Annotated in this window: 22 protein-coding genes and 1 pseudogene; 8 read left to right on the top strand and 15 right to left on the bottom strand. The window is 35.8% G+C overall.

Translation table 11 applies throughout. The features are described 5' to 3' along the window. Positions 1-135: 135 nt before the first annotated feature. The 9 genes from DS031_RS04030 to DS031_RS03990 all read right to left on the bottom strand — a co-directional run bounded on the left by DS031_RS04030 (position 136) and on the right by DS031_RS03990 (position 11,504). Positions 136-849: a response regulator gene (locus DS031_RS04030; RefSeq protein ID WP_113804635.1), complete on the bottom strand. Its 714-nt coding sequence runs from the start codon at positions 847-849 to the stop codon at positions 136-138. Continuing rightward, positions 842-2,446 (bottom strand): DcuS/MalK family sensor histidine kinase, encoded by a 1,605-nt coding sequence (dcuS, locus tag DS031_RS04025; protein WP_113804634.1) that lies wholly within the window; start codon positions 2,444-2,446, stop codon positions 842-844. Before dcuS ends, DS031_RS04030 begins: the two co-directional genes overlap by 8 nt. A 42-nt stretch (positions 2,447-2,488) precedes the next feature. Next, positions 2,489-3,244, bottom strand: a complete 756-nt coding sequence (locus DS031_RS04020) for a sulfite exporter TauE/SafE family protein (RefSeq protein WP_113804633.1) — start codon at positions 3,242-3,244, stop codon at positions 2,489-2,491. A 128-nt stretch (positions 3,245-3,372) separates the two neighbouring features. Beyond that, positions 3,373-4,704 carry a 2-hydroxycarboxylate transporter family protein gene (locus DS031_RS04015; RefSeq protein ID WP_113804632.1) on the bottom strand — a complete coding sequence of 444 codons (1,332 nt, stop codon included), beginning with the start codon at positions 4,702-4,704 and terminating at the stop codon, positions 3,373-3,375. Positions 4,705-4,746: 42 nt separating this feature from the next. Beyond that, entirely contained in the window at positions 4,747-6,003 is a 1,257-nt protein-coding gene (ystJ, locus tag DS031_RS04010; protein WP_113804631.1) for an NADP-dependent malic enzyme, read from the bottom strand. A gap of 36 nt (positions 6,004-6,039) precedes the next feature. Further along, complete coding sequence (locus DS031_RS04005; RefSeq protein ID WP_113804630.1) at positions 6,040-6,195, bottom strand: FbpB family small basic protein; 156 nt, start codon at positions 6,193-6,195, stop codon at positions 6,040-6,042. Between the two features lie 329 nt (positions 6,196-6,524). After that, a complete protein-coding gene (locus DS031_RS04000) occupies positions 6,525-9,617 on the bottom strand; it encodes an AAA family ATPase (RefSeq protein WP_113804629.1) in 3,093 nt (1,030 codons plus the stop codon). Then, a complete protein-coding gene (locus tag DS031_RS03995) occupies positions 9,614-10,771 on the bottom strand; it encodes an exonuclease SbcCD subunit D (protein ID WP_113804628.1) in 1,158 nt (385 codons plus the stop codon). Before DS031_RS03995 ends, DS031_RS04000 begins: the two co-directional genes overlap by 4 nt. A gap of 106 nt (positions 10,772-10,877) precedes the next feature. Continuing rightward, entirely contained in the window at positions 10,878-11,504 is a 627-nt protein-coding gene (locus DS031_RS03990; RefSeq protein WP_281269094.1) for a M50 family metallopeptidase, read from the bottom strand. 615 nt (positions 11,505-12,119) lie between these two features. Here DS031_RS03990 and DS031_RS03985 point away from each other — a divergent pair. Continuing rightward, positions 12,120-12,479, top strand: a complete 360-nt coding sequence (locus DS031_RS03985; RefSeq protein WP_113804626.1) for a hypothetical protein — start codon at positions 12,120-12,122, stop codon at positions 12,477-12,479. Between the two features lie 273 nt (positions 12,480-12,752). Here the strand turns inward: DS031_RS03985 and DS031_RS23475 are convergent, their stop codons facing one another. Further along, complete coding sequence (locus DS031_RS23475; RefSeq protein WP_181833002.1) at positions 12,753-12,905, bottom strand: hypothetical protein; 153 nt, start codon at positions 12,903-12,905, stop codon at positions 12,753-12,755. Positions 12,906-13,068: 163 nt separating this feature from the next. Here DS031_RS23475 and DS031_RS03980 point away from each other — a divergent pair, with 163 nt between their 5' ends. Beyond that, positions 13,069-13,725 (top strand): FMN-dependent NADH-azoreductase, encoded by a 657-nt coding sequence (locus DS031_RS03980; RefSeq protein WP_113804625.1) that lies wholly within the window; start codon positions 13,069-13,071, stop codon positions 13,723-13,725. 81 nt (positions 13,726-13,806) lie between these two features. Here the strand turns inward: DS031_RS03980 and DS031_RS03975 are convergent, their stop codons facing one another. The 4 genes from DS031_RS03975 to DS031_RS03960 all read right to left on the bottom strand — a co-directional run bounded on the left by DS031_RS03975 (position 13,807) and on the right by DS031_RS03960 (position 16,600). After that, positions 13,807-14,853: an aldose epimerase family protein gene (locus DS031_RS03975; RefSeq protein WP_113804624.1), complete on the bottom strand. Its 1,047-nt coding sequence runs from the start codon at positions 14,851-14,853 to the stop codon at positions 13,807-13,809. 221 nt (positions 14,854-15,074) lie between these two features. After that, the gene (gene hfq, locus DS031_RS03970; RefSeq protein WP_220182069.1) at positions 15,075-15,275 is read right to left on the bottom strand and encodes an RNA chaperone Hfq; all 201 of its coding nucleotides are present in this window, start codon (positions 15,273-15,275) and stop codon (positions 15,075-15,077) included. 127 nt (positions 15,276-15,402) lie between these two features. Beyond that, the gene (locus tag DS031_RS03965) at positions 15,403-15,828 is read right to left on the bottom strand and encodes a threonine/serine exporter family protein (protein ID WP_113804654.1); all 426 of its coding nucleotides are present in this window, start codon (positions 15,826-15,828) and stop codon (positions 15,403-15,405) included. A 16-nt stretch (positions 15,829-15,844) separates the two neighbouring features. Continuing rightward, on the bottom strand, positions 15,845-16,600 hold the full coding sequence (locus DS031_RS03960; RefSeq protein ID WP_113804622.1) for a threonine/serine exporter family protein: 756 nt from the start codon (positions 16,598-16,600) through the stop codon (positions 15,845-15,847). A 280-nt stretch (positions 16,601-16,880) separates the two neighbouring features. Here DS031_RS03960 and DS031_RS03955 point away from each other — a divergent pair. Then, a pseudogene (locus DS031_RS03955) lies at positions 16,881-17,762 on the top strand (glycerophosphodiester phosphodiesterase). Between the two features lie 63 nt (positions 17,763-17,825). On the opposite strand, the gene DS031_RS03950 reads toward DS031_RS03955, so the two are convergent. Then, on the bottom strand, positions 17,826-18,569 hold the full coding sequence (locus DS031_RS03950; RefSeq protein ID WP_113804621.1) for a gamma-glutamyl-gamma-aminobutyrate hydrolase family protein: 744 nt from the start codon (positions 18,567-18,569) through the stop codon (positions 17,826-17,828). Positions 18,570-18,795: 226 nt separating this feature from the next. On the opposite strand from DS031_RS03950, the gene DS031_RS03945 reads away from it, so the two are divergent. The 5 genes from DS031_RS03945 (at position 18,796) to DS031_RS03925 (ending at position 22,317) form a co-directional block, all read left to right on the top strand. Then, on the top strand, positions 18,796-19,146 hold the full coding sequence (locus tag DS031_RS03945) for a lmo0954 family membrane protein (RefSeq protein WP_113804620.1): 351 nt from the start codon (positions 18,796-18,798) through the stop codon (positions 19,144-19,146). Positions 19,147-19,170: 24 nt separating this feature from the next. Then, positions 19,171-19,812 (top strand): PspA/IM30 family protein, encoded by a 642-nt coding sequence (locus DS031_RS03940; protein WP_113804619.1) that lies wholly within the window; start codon positions 19,171-19,173, stop codon positions 19,810-19,812. A 104-nt stretch (positions 19,813-19,916) separates the two neighbouring features. Next, the gene (gene liaF / locus DS031_RS03935; protein ID WP_113804618.1) at positions 19,917-20,648 is read left to right on the top strand and encodes a cell wall-active antibiotics response protein LiaF; all 732 of its coding nucleotides are present in this window, start codon (positions 19,917-19,919) and stop codon (positions 20,646-20,648) included. Beyond that, the gene (locus DS031_RS03930) at positions 20,645-21,688 is read left to right on the top strand and encodes a sensor histidine kinase (RefSeq protein WP_113804617.1); all 1,044 of its coding nucleotides are present in this window, start codon (positions 20,645-20,647) and stop codon (positions 21,686-21,688) included. Before liaF ends, DS031_RS03930 begins: the two co-directional genes overlap by 4 nt. Further along, positions 21,685-22,317 (top strand): response regulator transcription factor, encoded by a 633-nt coding sequence (locus tag DS031_RS03925; protein ID WP_113804616.1) that lies wholly within the window; start codon positions 21,685-21,687, stop codon positions 22,315-22,317. Before DS031_RS03930 ends, DS031_RS03925 begins: the two co-directional genes overlap by 4 nt. Positions 22,318-22,384 lie beyond the last annotated feature (67 nt).

Genomic DNA, 22,384 nt, shown 5'->3' with positions numbered 1-22,384 from the left:
ACTTAAATTTTATCAGAAGATGTCCTTTTTATTATGAAAAAAATAAAAGCATGTGAAATTTTACTGAGCGTAAAATTTCACATGCTTTTTAGGTTTTCAGACTAGGGTTTTGTCCCAGCCTCTTTTTCTCCATCTCTATAAATATTTTTTTAAAGTAGAATATTGTGATTGATTATAAGTGTACAAATACACAGGCCGTCCAATTCCATATGTTAATGTTTCTTCAAGTACATTAATATCCGTTAGAAACTTTAAATATTTTCTAACGGAAACTCTTGAAATATCAGCTTGTTCAGCAATCTCTTCTGTAGAGAAAAGCGGTTTATCAATTGCTGCAATAACATTTACAACAACTTTCAGTGTGCTTTTCGTTAATCCTTTTGGCAGTGTGTTTACTGATTCAAGAGGTGTTTTTTTATCTTTCCTTAATAATTTTTGATCAATGTCTTCTTGCTTTACCTGTTTCTGCTTATTGAAAAAATAATATTTTTCTTTATATGAGTTCAATGCTTGATAAAACCTATCAAACTCGAACGGCTTTATTAAATAATCAACAGCTCCGTATCTTAAGGCCGTTTGCACTTTATCTACATCAGATGCCGCTGTAATAAGAATCACATCAATTTCTTTTTCTTGTTCTCTTATAGATGCTAAAAGTTCCAGCCCATTTTTTCCAGGCATATAAACATCGAGAAGGATTAGATCAATTTCTTGCTCATTTATAACTTGAAGCGCATCATGGACAGAATGAACAATTCCCGCTAACAGAAACCCGTCTATTTCTTCAAGATAACGCTTATTAAATTCCGCTACCATTGGGTCATCTTCTACAATTAAAACTCTAATCATCGTCTTCTCTCCTTACATTGTAAGGTATTTCTACAATGAATTTTGTGCCGTTATCCTCATTTGAGATTACATTAAGATTTCCATTAAGCTTTGTAATACTTTGCTTGACTAAGTATAAACCATATCCACGGTTTGGCCCTTTCGTTGAAAAACCTTTTTCAAAAATTTGCTGCAGAAGCTCTTCACTTATTCCCTGTCCTGAGTCTGTTACAATAATTATTAACCTTTCCTCTAAATAGATTAATTTAATTTCAAGGTTCTTTTGTGTACACTCTGATAACGATTCAATCGCATTATCAATTAAATTCCCTAAGGTTGTAATTAGTTCATGTGTTGTTTCCTTATTTTCCGGTTCAGGAATCACCTTTTCATTTACAACAGTCATATTCACCTGTTCTTCTCTCGCATAACTCATTTTTCCGATAATAAAGCCTGCTAGTGCAGGGTCTTTTACATTCTTTGTAACTGTACCCACTTCATGATGTTGATGATCAACGATTTTTCTAATAAAATCCGCTAACTCATCATAATACCCCATTCGCACCATACCTAAAATCACATGAAGTCGGTTCATAAATTCATGCGACTGTGCTCTTAATGCATCTGCATACATCCGTACTCCAGTCAGCTGCTCTGCAAGCTGATTGATTTCCGTTTTATCTCTAAACGTTGAAATCGCACCAATTACTTGATCATTTACGATTAAAGGAACCCTATTAACTAAAATAGACACACCATTCATATTTAATTCTTCATTTTGTTGAGCTTTTCCAGTTTCTAAAACATGATCCAACCTTGATGAAGGCATATAGTCATTGATTTTTACTCCAATTGGATTTTCAGATAACCCAGCCTTTTTGAAGATACGTAACGCTGATTTGTTAACAAGGGTAATGGTAGAATCTTTATCAACCGCAACAATTCCTTCATGGACAGATTGCAGCATCGTACTTCGCTCTTCAAGAATTTTTGCAATCGCAAACGGCTCTAAACCAAATAATATCTTTTTAATATATCTTGCTAAAAGAACAGCTCCAATTATTCCTACTAAAATACCAATAACAGAACCTATAAGGATATTTTTATGGCTGTTATTGAGAGCTTGCTGAACATTTTCTAAGGAGATGCCAACAGCGGCAGCACCAATTTGCTTATTGTTGTCGTTATAAATAGGTGTAAATGCTCGCAGTGATTCTCCTAATGTTCCCTTTGAAATCGAAATATGTTCCTTACCTTCTAATGCAGCCTTTTCATCTCCACCAACAAAGCTTTTTCCGATCATGTCAGGATTAGGATGTGATTTTCGTATCCCATTCATATCCATCACAACAATAAATAATACATCTGCTGCTTTTTGAATATCAATTGTGTAGTCCTGTATAGCACCCGCTTGTACTTCATCTTCTAAACCATTTTTTACAATTGATGATTGCGCGACTGTTCGAGAAATAATTTTTGCTTTTTCTTCTAAATTATTTTTTATATTATTGCTGATTGTATTCGTTATTAATAAATCGGTTATAAGCAGTGAAAATAAAACAACTAGGCAAACAAGAAAAATAATAATTGAACTCAGTTTAAACTTATGTGTACTCATTTTTTCACTCCACTAAAATAAACAAGTATAAGAAACAAAAAATTATACAAAAAACATAATAATAGCGGCTAACGCAGGTGTTGCAATCATCGCAAATTTCAAAAGAAGCTTTGGAGCAAAATTTGTAAACTTCGCCCCAATATAGGCGCCGCTCATTGTACCGATTAAGATTTGCACAAGTAACATATAATCTAAATATCCCTCAGAATGGTATCCAATTCCTCCCCCAACCGCAATCGGAATAATAACAAGCATTGTCGTCCCAATGGACTTACGAAGTGATAAGCCTAAAAGCATAAGAAGACCAATTTGAATAAAAGGTGTCGATCCAATCCCGAAACTTCCAGATAACAGCCCACAAATCGTTCCAGCACTAACTGCTTTTATAAGAAATGGAACACTTCTTAATTCAGTCTCCTTAGTATCAGTTTCTTTAGTATTTTTCACTAGAAATAAACGAATTACAAGTAAAACTGCAGATAAAAACAGCATTACCGCCGTAAACCAATGCAGAGAATCTGTTGGAATTGCAGCAGCAATTTTTGAACCAATAAAGGCACCGCCTGCCCCAAAAATTCCAACAATCGTACCTACTTTTACATCTGTATTTCCCTCCCTATAATGACTAACTGCTCCAGAGATTGTCGTAAATGTCATTGCAGCAAGTGATGTTCCTAATGCCGTATGAATCGGTACATGAAAAAGAAGGATTAAAACTGCAATAATAAATCCTGCTCCCCCTGCTCCAACAAAACCTAATAATGAACCTAGCAGAAACATTGTTAAAATAATAGACACAGATCATTTCTCCCTCAACTACTTATTCTTTTCTTAATCATAAAGGTTTTCTGCTTAAACTACAAAAACAAAACAAGAAGGGACTTACTCCCTTCCTTGTTTTGTTTATCCTTTACACCTATTCCTTTTTATACTAGAAGTGGGATGAGAATCCCTACAAGAAGAAGAATGAGCGCGCCGCCAAGTCGAGATGAAATTTGTGCAAACGGCATTAATTCCATTCGTTTTGCTGCAGATAATACGGCAACATCACCTGTTCCTCCCATGTTTGCCATACAAAGTCCTGCTGTAATTGCTGCTTCAATTGGATAAAAGCCCATCATCTTACCAACAATACCTGATCCGATAACTGCGCCAAGTACAACCGCAAAAACGATCACTACATATTGAATACTTAGTGCACTAATAACTTGATCTAAATCAGTGTATGCAATACCAATTCCAATTAATAAAGCAAATGTCCAGTTTTTCGCGACAAATTGATACCACTGACTTGCACCTTCTGAAACCGCACTTGGAATAAGGTTTAAGATTTTTACAAGTGCAACCATAAGAATCATTAATGCATAAGGATGAAGCGGAATAAAAGCTCCAAGAAGTTCACCTAGTACAAAGAATGCTGCCGCTGCAAGAATTCCTGCACCCATTTTACCGATATCATATTTTGTTGTTGCTTCTTTTTCATAATGGAAGTTTTTCATTAACTGACCATTTCCACTAAGGTTAGGTTTCATTTCCCCAAGCTTATTTAATAAACTAGCTAAAATAATTGCAAATACATTTCCTAGTGCAAGGGCCGGTACTAAAATGGATAAATAATAACTAGGTTCGTTTCCTAGCATTGATGAATAAACTTGAGACATCGGTACCGCACCAGCACCCATTCCGCCGCCCATAATTGGCATTGCAATAACTAAAATTGCTTCTTTCGGGCTGTATCCAATGAGAAGACCAATAAGTCCTGCTAGTACGCCAGCTCCAACTACTCCCGCTAATAATGGAAGCAAATAACGTGCGCCTGCTTGTACTAAAATTTTAGAATTCATACCAAGAATACTTCCTGTAATAAGTGCTGCAATATAAAAGTCTAAAAATCCACCCGTTTTCATAAAATCAGTAACCATTGTTACAGTGCTTTCAGGTAAAAGATTGCTGTACACCATAAAAGCAGAACCAAAAATGGCAACAATCGCGCCTCCACCTAGAAAGCTGTTAATAATTGGCGTTCTATCACCAATCCAGCCAAATAATTCGCCCAGTACGATCATAATAAGAAGACTTCCAATCATTCCTCCAGGTAAGTGGCCTGTATACATCGCTGTAATTGCGATAATGGCAAAAATACTAAACCATAAAATCGGCGTATTGAAAAGTTGGAACCCTTGAGGTTTTAAGCCTTTTTCTAAATTTTCAACTTGTGTTGTTTCTGTTAGTTTTTTAGCTACGTTTGAACCAGCCATATTTTTTCCTCCTTAAATTTAATACGGTATATGAAATTATTTTTAGTTCACTCCAATAAGTGACTTCTCTTCAATCATGGAAAGCTGTCTCGTTTTTTCTGCTACTGCCGCGGGATCAACAACCTTTTTCGCTACTCCTGTTTCCATTGCTGCTTTTGCTACAGCAGCGGCAACAGCAGGCGCGACCCTCTCATCAAATGGTGCCGGAATAACATAATCTTCTGTTAGGTCTTCTTCTGAAACAAGTGACGCAATGGCAAGCACTGCCGCTACTTTCATTTCTTCGTTAATATGTGTTGCCTGTACATCTAACGCGCCTCGGAAAATTCCCGGGAAGGCGAGCACATTATTTACTTGATTCGGAAAATCAGAGCGACCTGTACCGATTACTTTTGCCCCTGCTTCTTTTGCTTCAGCTGGCATAATTTCAGGTATAGGATTTGCCATTGCAAAAAGAATTGCATCGTCATTCATTGATTGAACCATTTCTTTTGTTAAGGCTCCAGCAGCGGATACACCGATAAAGACATCAGCACCTTTAATCACGTCTTCTAATGATCCTTCTTGTTTTTCAGAATTTGTAAATTTGGCGACTTCGTTTTTAATATCATTCATTCCATAAGGACGACCTTCATAAATGGCGCCTTTTGTGTCACATAAAATCATATCTTTTACACCAAAGCTTTTTAGAAGCTTAATAATGGCAATTCCAGCTGCTCCGGCTCCATTCGCAACAACTTTTATATCCTGCATTTTTTTGTTTACAAGCTTTAATGCATTTACAAGGCCGGCAGCGGTTACAATTGCTGTACCATGTTGATCGTCATGAAAAATAGGAATGCTTGTCTCTTTCTTTAAACGTTCTTCAATTTCAAAACATCTCGGCGCTGCAATATCTTCTAAATTAACTCCGCCAAATGTCGGCTCAAGACGTTTTACAGTTTCAATGATTTCCTCAACATCAGTTGTATTTAAACAAATTGGAAACGCATCAACACCAGCAAAGCTTTTAAATAAAACAGCTTTTCCTTCCATAACAGGCATCGCGGCTTCCGGCCCAATGTTTCCAAGTCCCAAAACAGCTGTCCCGTCGGAAACAACAGCGACCGTATTTCCTTTCATCGTATAATCATAAACTTTGTTTCGATCTTCATAGATTTCTTTACACGGTTCCGCTACCCCTGGTGAATAAGCAAGACTTAAATCTTTTGCGTCTCGAACAGGAACTTTTGCTTTCACCTCTAATTTCCCTTGATGATCGCGGTGCATTTGTAATGTTTCTTCACGTAATGTCTTCATATCTATTCTCTCCTTTTTAGATCAGCCTTGAAGTCTTTAGTTCTGATTATGATTTTCCAATTTGCTGCTGATCTCTATATGTCTTTTGTCAATTTTTTCTTCAATGCGTTTTAGTTCATGTTCATCTGAAAGAATCTTTTTCTTATTTTCTATAATTAAATCTTCCAGATAAATCACTTTCTTTTTTCTCATTTCCTCATTTTCTCCCTCCGCTTCAACTATATTCTTTGTTTTTTTACATTTAGGGAAGCGTTTTCAAATATTACTTACAGAAAATCTGACTTTTCGCTTGTTACACCATCTTGATAAAACAATAGATTAAGGCGACTTTAAAAACGCTATCATTTTTTGTTTTATTTATTTCCTTGTTGTCTGTATCCTTATATTAAATATTTTCAGATTTTTTTAATAGGTTATTTAACTTTTAAAATCTTTTTGTAATTAAAATAAGTAAATATTACTTAAAACACACTTAAAAGCCCCAATTCATAAAAATTGGGGCCTTCGTATTACTTATCCTGTTATTTGACTATAAATCTTGTACGGCTGTAGCCTTCTTGTGTTTTCTGAACATCTAATATCGCAGGCATTGCCTGTTTTAGTTCCTGGACGTGTGAAATAACACCAATCATGCGGCCGGACTGCTGCAGTTCAACAAGTGTATCAATTGCTTTATGAAGGGACTCTTCATCTAATGAGCCAAACCCTTCGTCAATAAACATCGTTTCGATTGATATTCCGCCTTCAAATGATTGAATCACATCGGCCATTCCAAGAGCAAGACAAAGAGAGGCGTTAAACTTTTCACCACCTGATAATGACTTTACATCACGTATCTGCCCTGTATAAGCATCATATACATCCAACCCAAGGCCGCTTTGCTTACCGTGTTTTTCACGGCGGGTGCTGCGAATAAGATAATATTGGCCGTTTGACAGCTGCTTTAACCGCTCATTTGCCGCAAGAATAATTTGTTCTAAAAACTCGATCTGCAAATAGCGCTCAAAGGAGATTTTTTTCGGATTATCACCGCGCACAACATTATATAAATCATCCATTACTTGAAGTTCCTTTTCAATATCCTTTAATGATTCACCAGCATCATGAAGGTGCTGTTTTAACTTTTCTGCTTCCTGATAATAGTGCTTTGTTTGTTGAGATGCCTCTTTCGCTTCTTCTACTTTTTCTTTAAGCATTGTAACAGTTTCCTGAAGCTGTTCAAGGTTACGGTGCTCTTTCCCGCTCAATTCATTTTCAAGCTCTTTTATAAATTCTGCTGTTGTGCTCATTCGTTTATAATAATGATCTACTTCTTCTTTTAATGTTTGACGAAGACTTTTTTCCATTTTTGCGTCATTATAACTTTGTTCATTAGAAAAACCTACTTTTTGAAGCTGATCACTAAACACGGCTTTTATTTGCTCCAACTTTCTTTTTATTTCTGTTAGATCGTTTACAACATGATCTTCATTTGCTGTCATCGTCAGCAGTGTTTCACTTGCTTTTTGATAGCGTTCCTGTGCTTCTTTCCATTTCTGTTCGAAGTTTTTCTGCTGCTGCTCAACTTGTTGGATTTTTCCATGAAGCTTATCAAGTGACTGCAGTTCATTTGGAATTTTTTCAACGGCTTGATTTAATAAAGCAGCCTCTGTTGTATAGGTTGACTTTGCATCGTGATAGCTTTGTTCGGTTTCTGCTTTCTGCTCTGTTCTTTGCTCAAGCTGCTTCTCAAGATCTTCAAGTACTGCTTTTAGTTTTTTTAAATGCTCTTGACCTTTTTGAATTTGGTCTACCTCTTTTTTCAGCTTCTTACCGCGCGCTACTAGATTCTCATACTGTTCGTGGATATTGTCTGTGTTAAAGTTTTCATTCTCCACTTCTTCTTTTAACTTCTGCAGCTGATCTTTTAATGTTTCATACTTTGATTTTGCTGCAATATAGAGATTTTCCGCTTCTTCTTTTTCCTGCTTTTTATAATCAAGCTCTTCTTTTGTCGGAATATCGGTATGATGGGCTGCTTTTTCAGGATGCTCTGTACTGCCGCACACTGGACAAGGCGAACCTGCTTCTAAATGAAGAGCTAGAAAACTTGCTTGTCCTTCAATCCAACGTTTTTCTAAGAAATCAAAGGAGCTTTTTGTTATATTAAAAGTTTCAAACAATGCTTTTGCTTCATTGTAAGCTGCTTTCGTTTCTTCCCGCTTATTTATATAAGTTGTAATTCCTTTTGACTGTTCTCGTAACTTTGTAAGTGTATCTGTTTTTTCAGGAAGAAGCTCGACACTTTGTTCAAGCGGACGAATTTGATTCATCAGCTCTATTTTTTGCTGCTGCTCATCCTGCAGCTGTTTTATTAGGCCATTTAACTGAATGAAGAATTTATCGCGCTCTCTCTCAAGTTTGCGAACGCTTTTTTGTTTTTTGTCTAATTCTTCTACAATTGGTAAAAACTCTTTTAGTCGATTCAGCTCTTTTGCAAGCTGTTCACGCTGTTCTTCTTTTTTTTCTTCTATTTCATACGCTGCTTTTGCTTCATGTAAAGCTTTTTCGGCATGTGCTTTCGCTGCTTTTGCTTTTGTTAAGATGTTTTCTTTCGCTATCACATCATTTTTTGCATCATTTGTACTTTTTTCATATATTTCAAGATTTGCAGCAAGCTCTGCAAGCTTCAAGTTTTGTTCTTTTTCTTTGATGATGTCTTCTTTTTGCAGGAGCTCTTCCTGATGTTTTCTTTTTTCATCTAATAATATAAATCTGTCATTAATCGCTTTTGCTGTATGATATATTTCATATGCTGTATGATAAGCTTGGTCAGCTTCATTCAACACTTCTAACTGTCTTGCCGCTTCTTTTTCATAAAAAGAAATTTCGCTATTAAGTGCCGTTAACACTTGATGGGTGTTATAATGCTCTTCACTTAAGATAGCGATTAACTCTGAACCATCACGCTCTGGAAGCAGTCCTTTTAATTGATTCATATAAATTTCCCGCTCACGAACTTGTGCTTCAAATGTTGTTTGAATCGCTTTTTTCTTTTCTCTTAATTTTTCAGCAATTTGTTTATAGGAATGGGTTTTAAAAATACGGCGCAAAATCTCTTCTTTATTTTCTGTTTCTGATGTGAGAAGTTTTCGAAATTCCCCCTGCGGCAGCATCACAATTTGACTGAACTGATCTTTTGTTAATCCAAGGATCGCTTCGATTTTTTGATTGACATCGGTTACTTTAAAGCGCTCCACACAAGGGGACTCTTCTCCATCTTTGTACTCATAGAGCTCATAACGCTCGCCTGTTGCTGTTTTATTGCCTTCTTTTACGTGTGGAATTTGGCGAAGCACACGGTACTTTCGGCTGTGGATTTGAAACTCAAGTTCAACAGCTGTATGAACATCATCATCAGCGAAATGACTGCGCAGCATTTTCGCTTCGTGCCGCTCCTCTCCACTTGCCTCACCGAAAAGAGCAAAACAAATCGCATCAAAAATCGTTGTTTTCCCTGCTCCTGTACTGCCAGAAATCACAAATAAACGGTGATGTTCAAGCTGATTAAAATCAACAACTTCAGTATGTTTATACGGACCAAACGCCGTCATTGTTAGTTTAATCGGCTTCATACGTGCTCCCCTTCTGCACTGAGAATATCATTGAGCACATCTTGAAAGAGCTTTTCTGTATCAGAGGAGACAGCTGTTCCTTTTACTTCATTGTAAAAGGATTGAAACAAGGACACATCATCAAGCTTTGTCCGCTCAACACACTCTCCGTCCTTCTCAATAATAGCTGATAGATTAAATTTTTGCTCAACATGCATGGCGTTTGGATAAACAGCCCGTATTTTTTCCATTGGATAAAGAACAGGCACTTCATCCAGTAATTTTACAAACACATAATCATCATTTTTTTCCTGCTGTTCAATTTCTTCAATATATCCTTCGATCGAGCGCATATCACGTCTTGGTGTAAACAGCCGCTTTTCCACTTCAACATTGCCGTCTTTATCAAGATCGACAATATAAAAGCCTTTTTTATGGTGCTGTTCGGAAATCGAATATTTAAGCGGTGAACCTGCATAACGGACTGTTTCACTGCCAACTTTATGCGCTTGATGAAGATGACCAAACGCGGTGTAGTGAAACGATGAGAAATAATCAGCATTAACGTGTTCAGCGCCTCCAATGGATAATGGTCGTTCTGATTCACTCGTATTTTCCTTCTTTTCCCCTTTAGGTGTAATAAAGTGATGACCAATAAATACATGGCGCGCATTTGAATTCATTTTTCCTTTTATTTGTTCCACAACAGCTTGCATCGCATCATCATGTGAGCGGATGGCTTCATCCTCAAGGATATAACGAACAACCCCAGGTTCAGCATATGGAACTAAATGAAAATGCACCTCGCCATGCTTGTCCTCTAACACAACCGACTCAAATTCCTTTGACAGCTGCCCAACGATATGTAAGCCGTTTGCTTTCATTAACTTACTGCCAAAGTTTAAACGTCCTGGACTGTCATGATTTCCGGCAACCGCAAGAACGGGTGTCTTTAAGTCAAGGACAATTGTTTTTAATACTTCATCTAATAAATCAACCGCTTCTGTTGGTGGAACGGCTCTATCATATAAATCCCCTGCAATTATAACAGCATCAGGATTTTCTTCTTTTATTGCTTCAATAAATTGATTAAGCACAAAGCGCTGGTCTTCTGTCATATAAAAGCGCTGCACAAGTTTACCTAAGTGCCAATCTGCGGTATGAAAAAGTTTCATTATTTGCACCTGCCTTTTCTTTAAACATAAAATAGAACAAAAATTCGTATATCGTTATTATACTATGATGAACTGTTAAATTTGTATATTGACAACAAAAGAAAGTTTAAATCATTGTCGTTAATGCAAGATATGCAAAATATAAGGACTGCATTAAAAACAGCAGCCCCCAACATGCGGCTGGAATATGGGTGGAGGCTGCAAGTGCTGCTGCATCTCCGGCATCATTCTTTCTCTTAATACTTAAATAAAAAATGGTAAAAGAAGAATAAACAGACTCGATCATCTGAACAGAAATAATAAATAACACAGCATACCGCGCATAAGGATGAGTAATATGTTGATAAATAACATATAACATCCCTCCAAAAGCAACAAGCCAATAGATGCCGTATAAATTTCTCACCCAAAAAAGAAGTGACATCGCTGTAATACCTATTAAAATATAAACGATCCATTGATAATTTCCTAAGCTATATAAGTAAAAGAAAAAGAAAGCTGTGATAGAAGCAAGCGGATAGCCTGCTGCTGCCGTTAACACTTTGCCAAACCATGATCGATAAGAAGTAAATGCTAATCCTTCTGTATTAGAAAAAAGCATAACTCTATTAATTTTTCCATCTGTTAACATACTCATTAATCCATGCCCAACTACTTCATGTACTAATGTATTAACTACTTTGAGATATTTCCCTATAAAAGGTACTCTTAACACTATCAAAGCAAGGATCAAAGTTAATAAGGTTTCTTTAATAATAAACCCTCTCTTCTATCATTTTTGGAAAGAGTACCCCTTCCTCAAGGAATGTGAAGGGCGATAGCCCAATCAGTAGGGAGGGGGTGAATTTCCATCATTTATTACGAACACAAGTACGTAATAAATGATATAATAATAGTTGTACATCCTTGTACATGCTCATTGAAAACTGAACATATAAGGTTGTAGCAGGAAAAGACGCTCTGCTGCGTAAAATGTTCAAGCCTAGAGAAGCCGAAGATGCGTGATACATGACGAGCACAACGTGTGAAAATGGTGCAGTAGGCTTATTAAAAGAAGTCCCAAAGGCAAGACCGATGGGATAGAGGAGTTGGGCGTATTTAGACCGCCAATGTGTCAACTCCACTAACGTTAAGTGTTCAGAAATGTTCGATACGTTAGAAACCCCCACTTCAAATTTTCGCTAGAAAATTAAGTGGCGGGAGTATTCATATTCTATATCACACAAAGCCTTACCATCATTTTACACCCTTTTTTTACAATAAAAAGGTAAAGGGTTGTTTTTTGTCATTGATTATGATGGTAAAATATAAATATTATATCACCACAAGACAGATTGGAATGAGACTCATGGCAGTAGAAGCTTATAAAGCATATCCTGGTTCTTTGTATGGAGCTCCATTAGAAAATTATATTGAAAATACAGTGATTATTAAAGAGCAGTCAGAGGTAAAAAAATTTATTCAATATTTCTTGTGGAAATTGGAAGCAAAATGCGAATATATAACAGACGAAGCTCGAAAAACTTTACATGTACTATTAAATGATGAGCGTTTATTAAAGAAAATCCAAATTGTTTCGCTAACTTCTTGGAGAAACCATGTCATTAGTATTTTTCCTAATAACGTTTCATGGGATTTAAAAGATAAAACTATTTTTGAAGCTTTAGATGTTTATCGTTCCCATTGTAATGTTGTTTTTTGTATTTAAACGAAAGTTCTATAAACCCTTTTCAACATGCTTCGATCGGACATTGTAAAGGAAGTGAACATTTACATTACTTCCAACAACTTCAGGAAAACTGGAAGCAAGAATATGACATACTAAAAAGAATAAAATTGATGCTATGTTAGATGAATACAACAAACTGCAGCAAGAATATTTGAAGTCAGGGAGTCAGAATTGTTTAATACGCGCAGAGGATAAATTAAAGAAAATGCAATGCTTATAAAGCGGCTAACTTTACGTCACCCGCTTTATTTCTTACTCTGATACGCTTTCCCAATTAATATTTTGTCCGTAAACATATAAAGGTTCTATATTTTTTAAATTTTTTGCATTATTTGTTAACTCATCAATTTCTAAATAATCTGTAGAAATATCCTCTAAAGGAATATCTTTTCCATACGTAAACATGTTTCACCGCCTCCTTTCTTCTAATTTTGCTGAAAAATCGTCGAAAATATTCTTCTTTAATTGTTATATTATAACGGTCAAATTTACCAAGCAATGAATTAACTTTATAGGTAACAATATAAAAGACTTTTGTCATAACACGAAAAGAAAGAGAGGGAAAAACATGCAAAAGCTTTTATATATTACAGCAAACCCAAAACCCGTTGACCAATCATTTGGCTTATCAGTTGGGGAAGCGTTTATAAAGGAATATGAACAGCATAATAAAAATGATCAAATTATAAGACTTGACCTTTACAATACTAATATTCCTTATATCGACACAGATGTGTTTAGCGGTTGGGGGAAATTACAAACAGGAAGTGCTTTTGAAGAACTTTCAAATGAGGAAAAAAATAAAGTAAGCGCGATAAATACATTAACAGATCAATTTATTTCAGCTGATAAATATGTTTTCGTCACACCATTATGGAATTTTAGCTTTCCCCCAAAAATGAAAGCATATATTGATACGATTTGTATTGCGGGAAAAACGTTTAAATATACATCTGAAGGCCCTGTTGGTTTATTAGAAAATAAAAAAGCGGTTCATATTCAAGCACGAGGCGGTATTTATTCAGAAGGACCGGCAAAGGAATTAGAATTTGGGGATCGTTATTTACGAACGGTTTTAAACTTTATAGGAATTACTAATATTCAATCGATATTTGTTGAAGGAATGGCCCAAATGGCAAATGAAGCTGAAAATATAAAAGAAAAAGCGATTGAACAAGCAAAAATAGCAGCAAAAGATTTTGCCAAAGAAGCTGTACAAGTTTAAAGGTTATTTTTATAAAATGAAAAACGACCGCTATAAATAGGCCGTCGTTTTTCATTTTAAGACAAATCATTGCTGCATGCTTTATTTTGCTGTAGAAAACATGTATGTTGTTTTAGTAAAGTACTCTTCATCCTTTTCTAAAACACAAGAAGGAAAATGAGAATGGTGAATGGAATCAGGGAGACCTTGTGTTTCAAGGCATAATCCTGAATAGTTTCTTGATTTTGTACCTCGAATATCAAATTGACCTTCAAGTTTATTTCCTGTATAAAGAACAACACTCGGTTCATCTGTTTTCACGATCATCTTACGACCGCTTTCTTCGTCAAACAAAACAATTTCTTTATGATTATTTTCATTTAATAAAAACGGGTGATCATATCCTTTTCCAGCTAAAAGATTTTGCGGATGGCCTGATTCTACTCCTTCTCGAATTTTTTTACCTTCACGAAGATCAAATGCCGTTTCGTTTACATCGATAAACTCCCCAGTTGGAATAAGCTCCATGTTTAACTCAGCAAATTGATTGCTGTTGATCGTTAACTCATGTTCCAAAACATCCCGCTTTAAATTTCCGCTTAAATTAAAATACGTGTGATTTGTAAGGTTTACTAATGTTTTTTGATCAGAAACACCATGATAAGAAATAACAAACTCATTTTGATTATTTAACGTATATGTGACGGTTACTTTTAAATTACCAGGATAACCTTCTTCTCCATCAGCACTTGTATATGAAAATTCCACCCCGACTTCATTTTCAGCTTCGATCACTTCGGCGTCCCAAAGCTTACGATCAAACCCTTCAATACCACCATGGAGATGATTATTATTTTCATTTTGAGGAAGTATGTACGTTTGACCGTCTAATTCAAATTCACCGTTTTTAATACGACCGGCAGTACGGCCGACAACTGCTCCAAAATACGGTGAGAATTTTTGATATTCTTCTAAACTATCAAAACCTAATACAATGTTTTCTAACACCCCATTTTGATCTGGAGTTAGAATCTTAGTAATAATACATCCATAATTTATACACGTTACTTCCATGGCATCATTCTTTAATGTATATGAATGAACAGTTTGTCCATCAAGCACTGCAAACTTTTTTTGTAATACATTCATTTTCCCCACCCCTTATAAAGGATAAGATATACATAAATCTCCAACAACCATCAATAATTAATTAATTTAATTTTCTTTATAATGGTAGCGCTTTCTATTAATAGAGTCAATAGACAAAATGAAGATCCTCTTTAAGTATAAAAGAACCGTTATGTATAAAAGATAATCTTCAATACGAACTTAAAGAGGATTTACTAGTTTATATGATGAAGCGCCTGCGGCTAAATAAGAATTGTTGAAACCGCATGTTTATAAATGAGCTGCTGTTTTCCAAATGAATTTAAAATAAGACAAAAACGATCATGTCCTTCAATTTTCCCTTTTAACTGCACACCCGTTTTTAGGATAACTGTCGCGACCGCTTTTGCGCTTAATGCTTTATCAAGTACTTTATCTTGATGTTCATTGTTTATTGGTTTCATTATAACTAATCCTTTCTATAGAAAAATTTAACAACATTGTTAATATCCATTATACTATGAAATAAACGTTAGGAAACAGAAAATCCAAGAGCTGGAATCACTCATCTTTTTTATATAATGAACCTTACTATAACTTTGATCTTCTTATCATTTGATTGATCACTTCCGAAAATACAAGCCCCATGGCAATCGCTCCGGAGATCATAAAGGCTTTAGCGGCAAGCTGCAGGGCTGCATTGTAATCATTTTCGACAAAGTTACGCATTGCATCATAAGCAAGACCACCGGGAACTAATGGAATAATGCCGGCCACACTAAAAATAATGATTGGTGTTTTATAAACTTTCGCAAAAACCTGGCTGATAACAGCAATGAAAAAAGATGCTGCAAAAGTCGCCAGCACTGTATCAACCTCGCTTTCTACTAACACGATGTATAATACCCAGCCCACCATTCCAACCAGTCCGCATTTAAGAAGTGATTTTCTCGGTGCATTAAAGATAACACCAAATGCCCCAGAAGCGATAAAACTAGTCGCTAATTGTTCAATCATCATATCCTTCGCTCCCCTACAAAAATGACAGCACAATTGCAATACCTGCTCCAATTGCAAAGGCCGTTAAAAATGCTTCTGCTCCTTTAGATAATCCTGAGACGAGATGTCCCGCCATTAAATCTCGAACTGCATTTGTAATAAGAAGCCCTGGAACGAGCGGCATAACAGATCCAATGATAATTTTATCAAGCTCCTGCCCAAGTCCCACCATCACAAATAAAAACGAAAAAAGTCCGATAATTAAGGAAGCTAAAAACTCAGCAAAAAATTTGATTTCTACAAGGCGATGAAAGTAAAGAAGAGAAGTAAACCCAACTCCTCCCGTAATAAGCGCTGGAAGAAAATCATTCCAGCCCCCTTCAAACATAATTAAAAAACAGCCGCTTGCAAGTGATGCAGCTGAAACTTGAACAAACATTGAATAAGTCAGCTTTCCCAATTGAATTTTTTTCAGCTGACGATATGCTTCACTTACAGATACCTTCCCCGTACTAATCTTTCGAGAAATACTGTTTACTAACGTTACTTTATATAAATCTGTCGTACGATTAACGATGCGTATTAACTTTGTAGGTTCTGTACCGTCAATGGAAAAGAAAATTCCTGTTGGTGTTACATAGCTGTGTGCTCCTTTTATTCCATATGAAGCGGCAATGCGCCCCATTGTATCTTCTACTCGATATGTTTCCGCACCACTCTCAAGCATAATTTTCCCCGCAAGCAGGCATACTTCAATAATTTCATACGTTTCGCTCGGTTTATTGTCCATTCCTTCTCTCCTTAAAAAGCATATAAGTTTTTTATAGTGTAAATGAAACTGTTCGCTTCAATCAAATGTTTTCACAAAAAAGATTTATTTCGGTATCTATCGCTATCTATAATTGTATTTATCATTCGTTTTCATTCTTCTTTTTTTTGTACTTCCCCCTTCAATCTTTACAATTTTATACAAACTAGTAAAAAAATCTTTACATTTCATTCACAGACTATTAATATTGACCCTTTATGCTAGTAATTGAAAGACAAATCTAGTGTAAAGGATGATGAACATGAAAAAAGCAATTAGAAGTGCCCTTGCAGCAGTTACTTTATTTAGCAGTTCACTAGGATTAATTGAGGGAACTTCAGCATTTGAAAAAAAACCTTTGAATGAAGAGAAAATCTTAAATGTCACTCATCGCGGTGCTTCAGGATATGCACCAGAACACACGCTTACTTCTTATAAACTTGGAGAAGAAATGAAAGGCGATTATGTTGAAGTAGATTTACAAATGACAAAAGATGGCGAGCTAATTGCCATGCATGATGAAACATTAGATCGTACTACAAACGGCGAAGGATTAGTAAAAGAGCATACATTAGAAGAAATTAAAATGCTCGATGCCGGCTCTTGGTTTAATGAAAAGTATCCTGAGTATGAAAGCGAAAATTACATACATTTAAAAGTACCGACACTTCAAGAAGTAATAAATTAATACGGCCGCAGTGCAAACTATTACATTGAAACAAAATCACCTGAGGTATATCCAGGCATGGAAGAAAAGTTATTAGAAATTCTAGAAGAAAACAAGTTAATTGGTCCTAATCTACCATCAAGTAAAGTCATTATTCAATCATTTAGTGAAGAAAGCTTACAGAAAGTATATCATTTGAATAAAAACATTCCGCTTGTACAACTGCTTTTGTATACAGCTCCTGCAGAAATTACAGATGAGGAACTGGAGCTGTATAAAGAGTATGCAGTTGGGCTTGATATGAATTATTCAAGAATTGATGAAGCATATGTTCAAAAAGTACGCGAACACAACCTCTTCATCCACCCTTATACAGTAAATGAAAAAGAAGACATGCGAAAACTACTAGACTGGGGCGTTACAGGAATATTTACAAATTTTCCTGATCGCTTAAATGATGTATTGAAAGAAAAATAAGAACCCCCCCTCCTTCCCATTTTTTATAGGAAAGAGGGGATTTTAACTTTAACGTTATTTTTCTTAACTGTTGAAACCAATAAGCTGTTTTTCACATGCTTCAACGAAATGTTTAAACAAATTAAAATTATATTCATCTTCTGCTGCCATCTCTTCAGGGTGCCACTGCACACCAAACATAACAGGCTCATCCTCTATCCCTTCAAGCCCTTCAATCACACCGTCCGGAGCATGAGCAACTGCTTTTAATGAAGAAGCGACCTCGCCAATTGCTTGGTGGTGCATACTGTTTACGCGAATATTCGTACTTCCAATAATGCCAGCTAAGCGGCTGTTTTCCTTAATTGTCATGCTATGAGTCGGATCTGATCGTGCTGCTTTTTGATAATGCTTAATAGCGTTCTCATCATTTTTTTCAATATCTTGGATCACCGTTCCTCCTAAATCTGCATTTAACATTGCAAGTCCTCTGCATATTGCAAAAATCGGCTTTTTCTGCTCCTGCGCATATTTCACTAACCACTTTTCTGTTTTATCGCGGTCTTCATTTACTTTTCCTAATTCAGGATCTGGATCTTTATTATAGGAATGTGGATCAACATCAATTCCTCCGCTTAATATAATGCCATCACACTTTGACACCCAAACCTCTGCCATTTCCTCTGTTCCAATTGGAAGTACTAATGGAATACCTCCGGCATCTTCAACAGATTGAACATATTTTTGATGAAGATACACGCTTGGAATCCCTTTATAATCAGCAACAGATCCAGAAATTCCAATTACCGGTTTTGATTGTTTTGTCATTGTATCCATCTCCTTCATAAAAGAATTTGCTTTTCTTATTTCCCTTTGTTAGAACTCTTCAACCTATGCTTTTGTACTATCTTTTCTTTATTTAATTCGTAATTTTTTTAAAAGCTTACTACTATATACGCCTCAAGTCTTAGATAAAAATATTTCTCGGGATCATTATGACGAATTCATTTTCTCGATAAAATAAAGTCAAGATATGAGAAAGGAGGAAAAAGAAATGAAAAAATTTTTGTTATTTATCGGTGGACTCATTGCACTCGCTGTATTATTAGCAAATCTCGGTCCAATGATTTTACTTGGAGTGAGTGTATGGTTGTTGTATGTAATCTTTAAAAGATTCTTAAAAACAGAATCTACCGCGAAAAAGATTGCATGGGTCGTTCTAGGCTTACTTGTACTTAGCATCACCCTTTCCCACATCTACGGGATAATCGGGGCTGCAGCAGGATATGGATTGTACTTAGTGTATAAAGAATGGAAAAAAGAAAAATACAACAAAGAAGAAACAGAAGGAAAAGATGATCCTTTTACAAACTTTGAGAAACAATGGGCTGAATTAAACCGATAATACAAACTAAAGGAGAGAATTTTAATGGCTAATTTATTTAAACGAATGAAAGAGTCAATCTCACAAGATTTACATGAACTGCTTGATGAAAAGGAACAGCGCAATCCAATCGCAAAGTTAAATCACTATCTGCGTGAAAGTGAGGCGGAAACAGAAAAAGTACGTCGATTGGTCGCACGTCAATATCGGTTAAAAGAAGAATTTATTCGTGAATATGAACAAGCAAATCAAATGGCCTCAAAGCGGAAACAGCAAGCAGAAATTGCCCAAAAAGCTGGCGAAGAAATGATGATGCAGTTCGCCGTCAAAGAAGCAGACAAATATGAGGAACGCAGTACTCAATTAAAAAACACTTTAAATGAAGCAGTACAGCAGTTAGAAACACTTGAAGAAAAATACGAAGAAATGAAACACCGTTTAAAAGATATGCAGTTAAGAAGAATGGAGTTAATGGGTCGTGAAAATGCAGCACGTGCTCACTATCACATCAATCAAGCTGCCGCAGATCAAGCAAATGATTCCTATTCCCGTTTTTCTGAAATTGATCAATACATTAAAAACATTGAACATAAAGTAAACAGCAGCTACTATCACAACACTTTTGATAGTAAAATTGCTGAGCTAGAAAAGAGATTGAAATCAGAAGAAAAAGTGAATGCGAACTAACACGAATATGGTATAGTTAAGATAATTTAAAAGGTTGACTCCTCTTTTAACTCTTTTGATGTGAGTCAGCCTTTCTACTTTTTTATAAAGGAGGATCCCCTTTTATGTTTCAACAATTAGCAACTAACACCTTAAATTGGATTATACTTATCGGGCTCTTCCTCCTTATTATTGAAGTGGCCTTTTTTCATGGCGGCCTCGTTTTTTCTGTTTTATTTTCTTCCCTGCTTCTTTATTTTGGTCGAAAGAAGGCCCATCATATTGTTGGTAAAGTATTGTTCGGAGTTGGCGCAGTTACTCTCACCTTTACAATTTTAAATATGATTGCCTTTCGTTTTTTTATAATAGCTGGAATTGTACTTTTCTTTATTAATTATTCTCGCTCAAAGAAAGAACCAGAGGAAGTCTCTCCACAGTTTTTTTCTTTAGAAAAGGAAAATGAAGATGATTCATTAATAAAAATTGAACCATTATTTCAGCAGCGTGTTTTTGGTGATCAAAAAACGAATGATACTGCTTATGGATGGCGTGATATAAATATTCACGGCGGCTTTGGAGATCGCCTCATCGACCTAAGTAATACCGTCCTCCCCGATCAAGCAGTTATTTCAATCAGACATTTTGTTGGAAATATTAAAATTTATGTGCCATATGAAGTAGAAATTAGTATTCTGCACAGCTCGGTTCTCGGTCGCGCGAATATATTAGGTGAACATCATCTAAAACTTGTGAATCAATCAATCAGCTATCAAACAGAAAACTATTTAATCGAACAACCACGCGTGAAAATCATCACCTCGATTTTTTCAGGAGATATTGAGGTGACACGCATATGAATCTCATCATACGGCAAATATTTATTGGTCTATTTGTCGCTTTTATGACAGCTTTTCTTTTACTTATCATAACCTTTCTTACATTTCCATTAGAGGATGTTTCATCGCTTTTGGAAGTAGAATTGTTTGAAATTCCATATGTAATAATTGTTTTAATGGTTACGTGTGGAATTGGATTAATAATTGGAATTGCTTATGGTGGATTTTTAAGACAAACCTTTTATTCCATTGAGAGTGAGCTGAATGCGCTTCTAAAAGGTCAGAAGATTTCATCGAAGGAAGCAAATAACATAAAAGAATTTGCTGCCATCCACTCTCACATCCTTGAGATAAAGGCAAAGATTGATCAGTTAACAGAATACTCACAGCGTTTAGCGACAGAGAAAGCGACTACAAGAGAAAAAAGCTTACAGGAAGTTGTGGTTCAAGAGCGAAATCGCCTCGCCCGTGAGCTTCATGATTCTGTTAGTCAACAGCTGTTTGCTGCTTCCATGATGATTTCAGCAATTAATGAATCAAATCCCCCTCAAGAAACCGTCACCAAGAAACAACTTTCAATGGTGGAAACAATGATCCATCAATCACAGTCCGAAATGCGGGCTTTATTGCTTCATTTACGACCTGTTGCCTTAAAAGGAAAGTCTCTTCAAGAAGGGATAGAAAGCTTGCTGTCAGAATTAACGCAAAAAGTACCGATGAAAATTGAAACAAAAATTGAAACGCTCCAACTTGAGAAAGGAATTGAAGATCATTTGTTTCGAATTTTACAAGAAGCTCTTTCAAATACATTACGTCATGCTCATGCAAGCTTATTAAATGTAATACTGATTGAACGCGATGAGACGGTTATTATGCGTGTTGTTGATAATGGAGTTGGCTTTGATTCAGATGAAAGAAAAACAAGCTCTTACGGATTGCAAACGATGCATGAACGAGCACTTGAAGTTGGCGGCACATTAAAAATTATTAGTTTAAAAAATCAAGGAACTCAATTAGAAGTCAAAATTCCCCACCGAAAAAAAGGAGGCTTACATCATTGATACGTGTATTATTTGCAGATGATCATGAAATGGTGCGAATTGGTGTGTCCACCTATTTGTCTTCTCAAAGTGATATTGATGTGATTGCCGAAGCTGATGACGGAGATGATGCTGTTAAACTAGCGCTTGAACTAAAACCAGACATTATTCTCATGGATCTCGTTATGAAGAAAATGGACGGCATTGAAGCAACAAAAGAAATTATTAACACGTGGCCTAAAGCCAAAATTATTATTGTAACGAGCTTTCTTGATGATGAAAAAGTGTATCCAGCTCTTCAAGCCGGTGCAGTAAGTTATATGTTAAAAACATCAAAAGCAAGCGATATTGCAGAAGCGATTCGAAAAACTTATAATGGCCATTCTACCCTTGAGCCAGAAGTAACTGAAAAAATCATGCTCAAAATGCGTGAAAAGCCGGACAAGAAACTTCATGAACAATTAACCAATCGGGAAAAAGAAATTTTAATGCTCATGACAGAAGGAAAAACAAATCAAGACATTGCTGATCAGCTCTTTATTACGCTTAAAACCGTTAAAGTGCATGTTAGCAGCATACTAGGAAAGCTCGAAGTTCAAGATCGAACACAAGCTGTTATTTATGCATTTAAACATGATTTAGTCCACTAAAGTTAGCAGCCATCAAACTGCTAACTTTTCTTACAATACTCATTTTCAGTACTCTTGAAGCAGCCTT

This window comes from Bacillus taeanensis, assembly GCF_003318295.1.
GTDB lineage: Bacteria > Bacillota > Bacilli > Bacillales > UBA6769 > Maribacillus > Maribacillus taeanensis.
The sequence above is the reverse complement of the archived record's forward strand: the minus strand, read 5'-3'. Positions and strand labels throughout refer to the sequence as shown.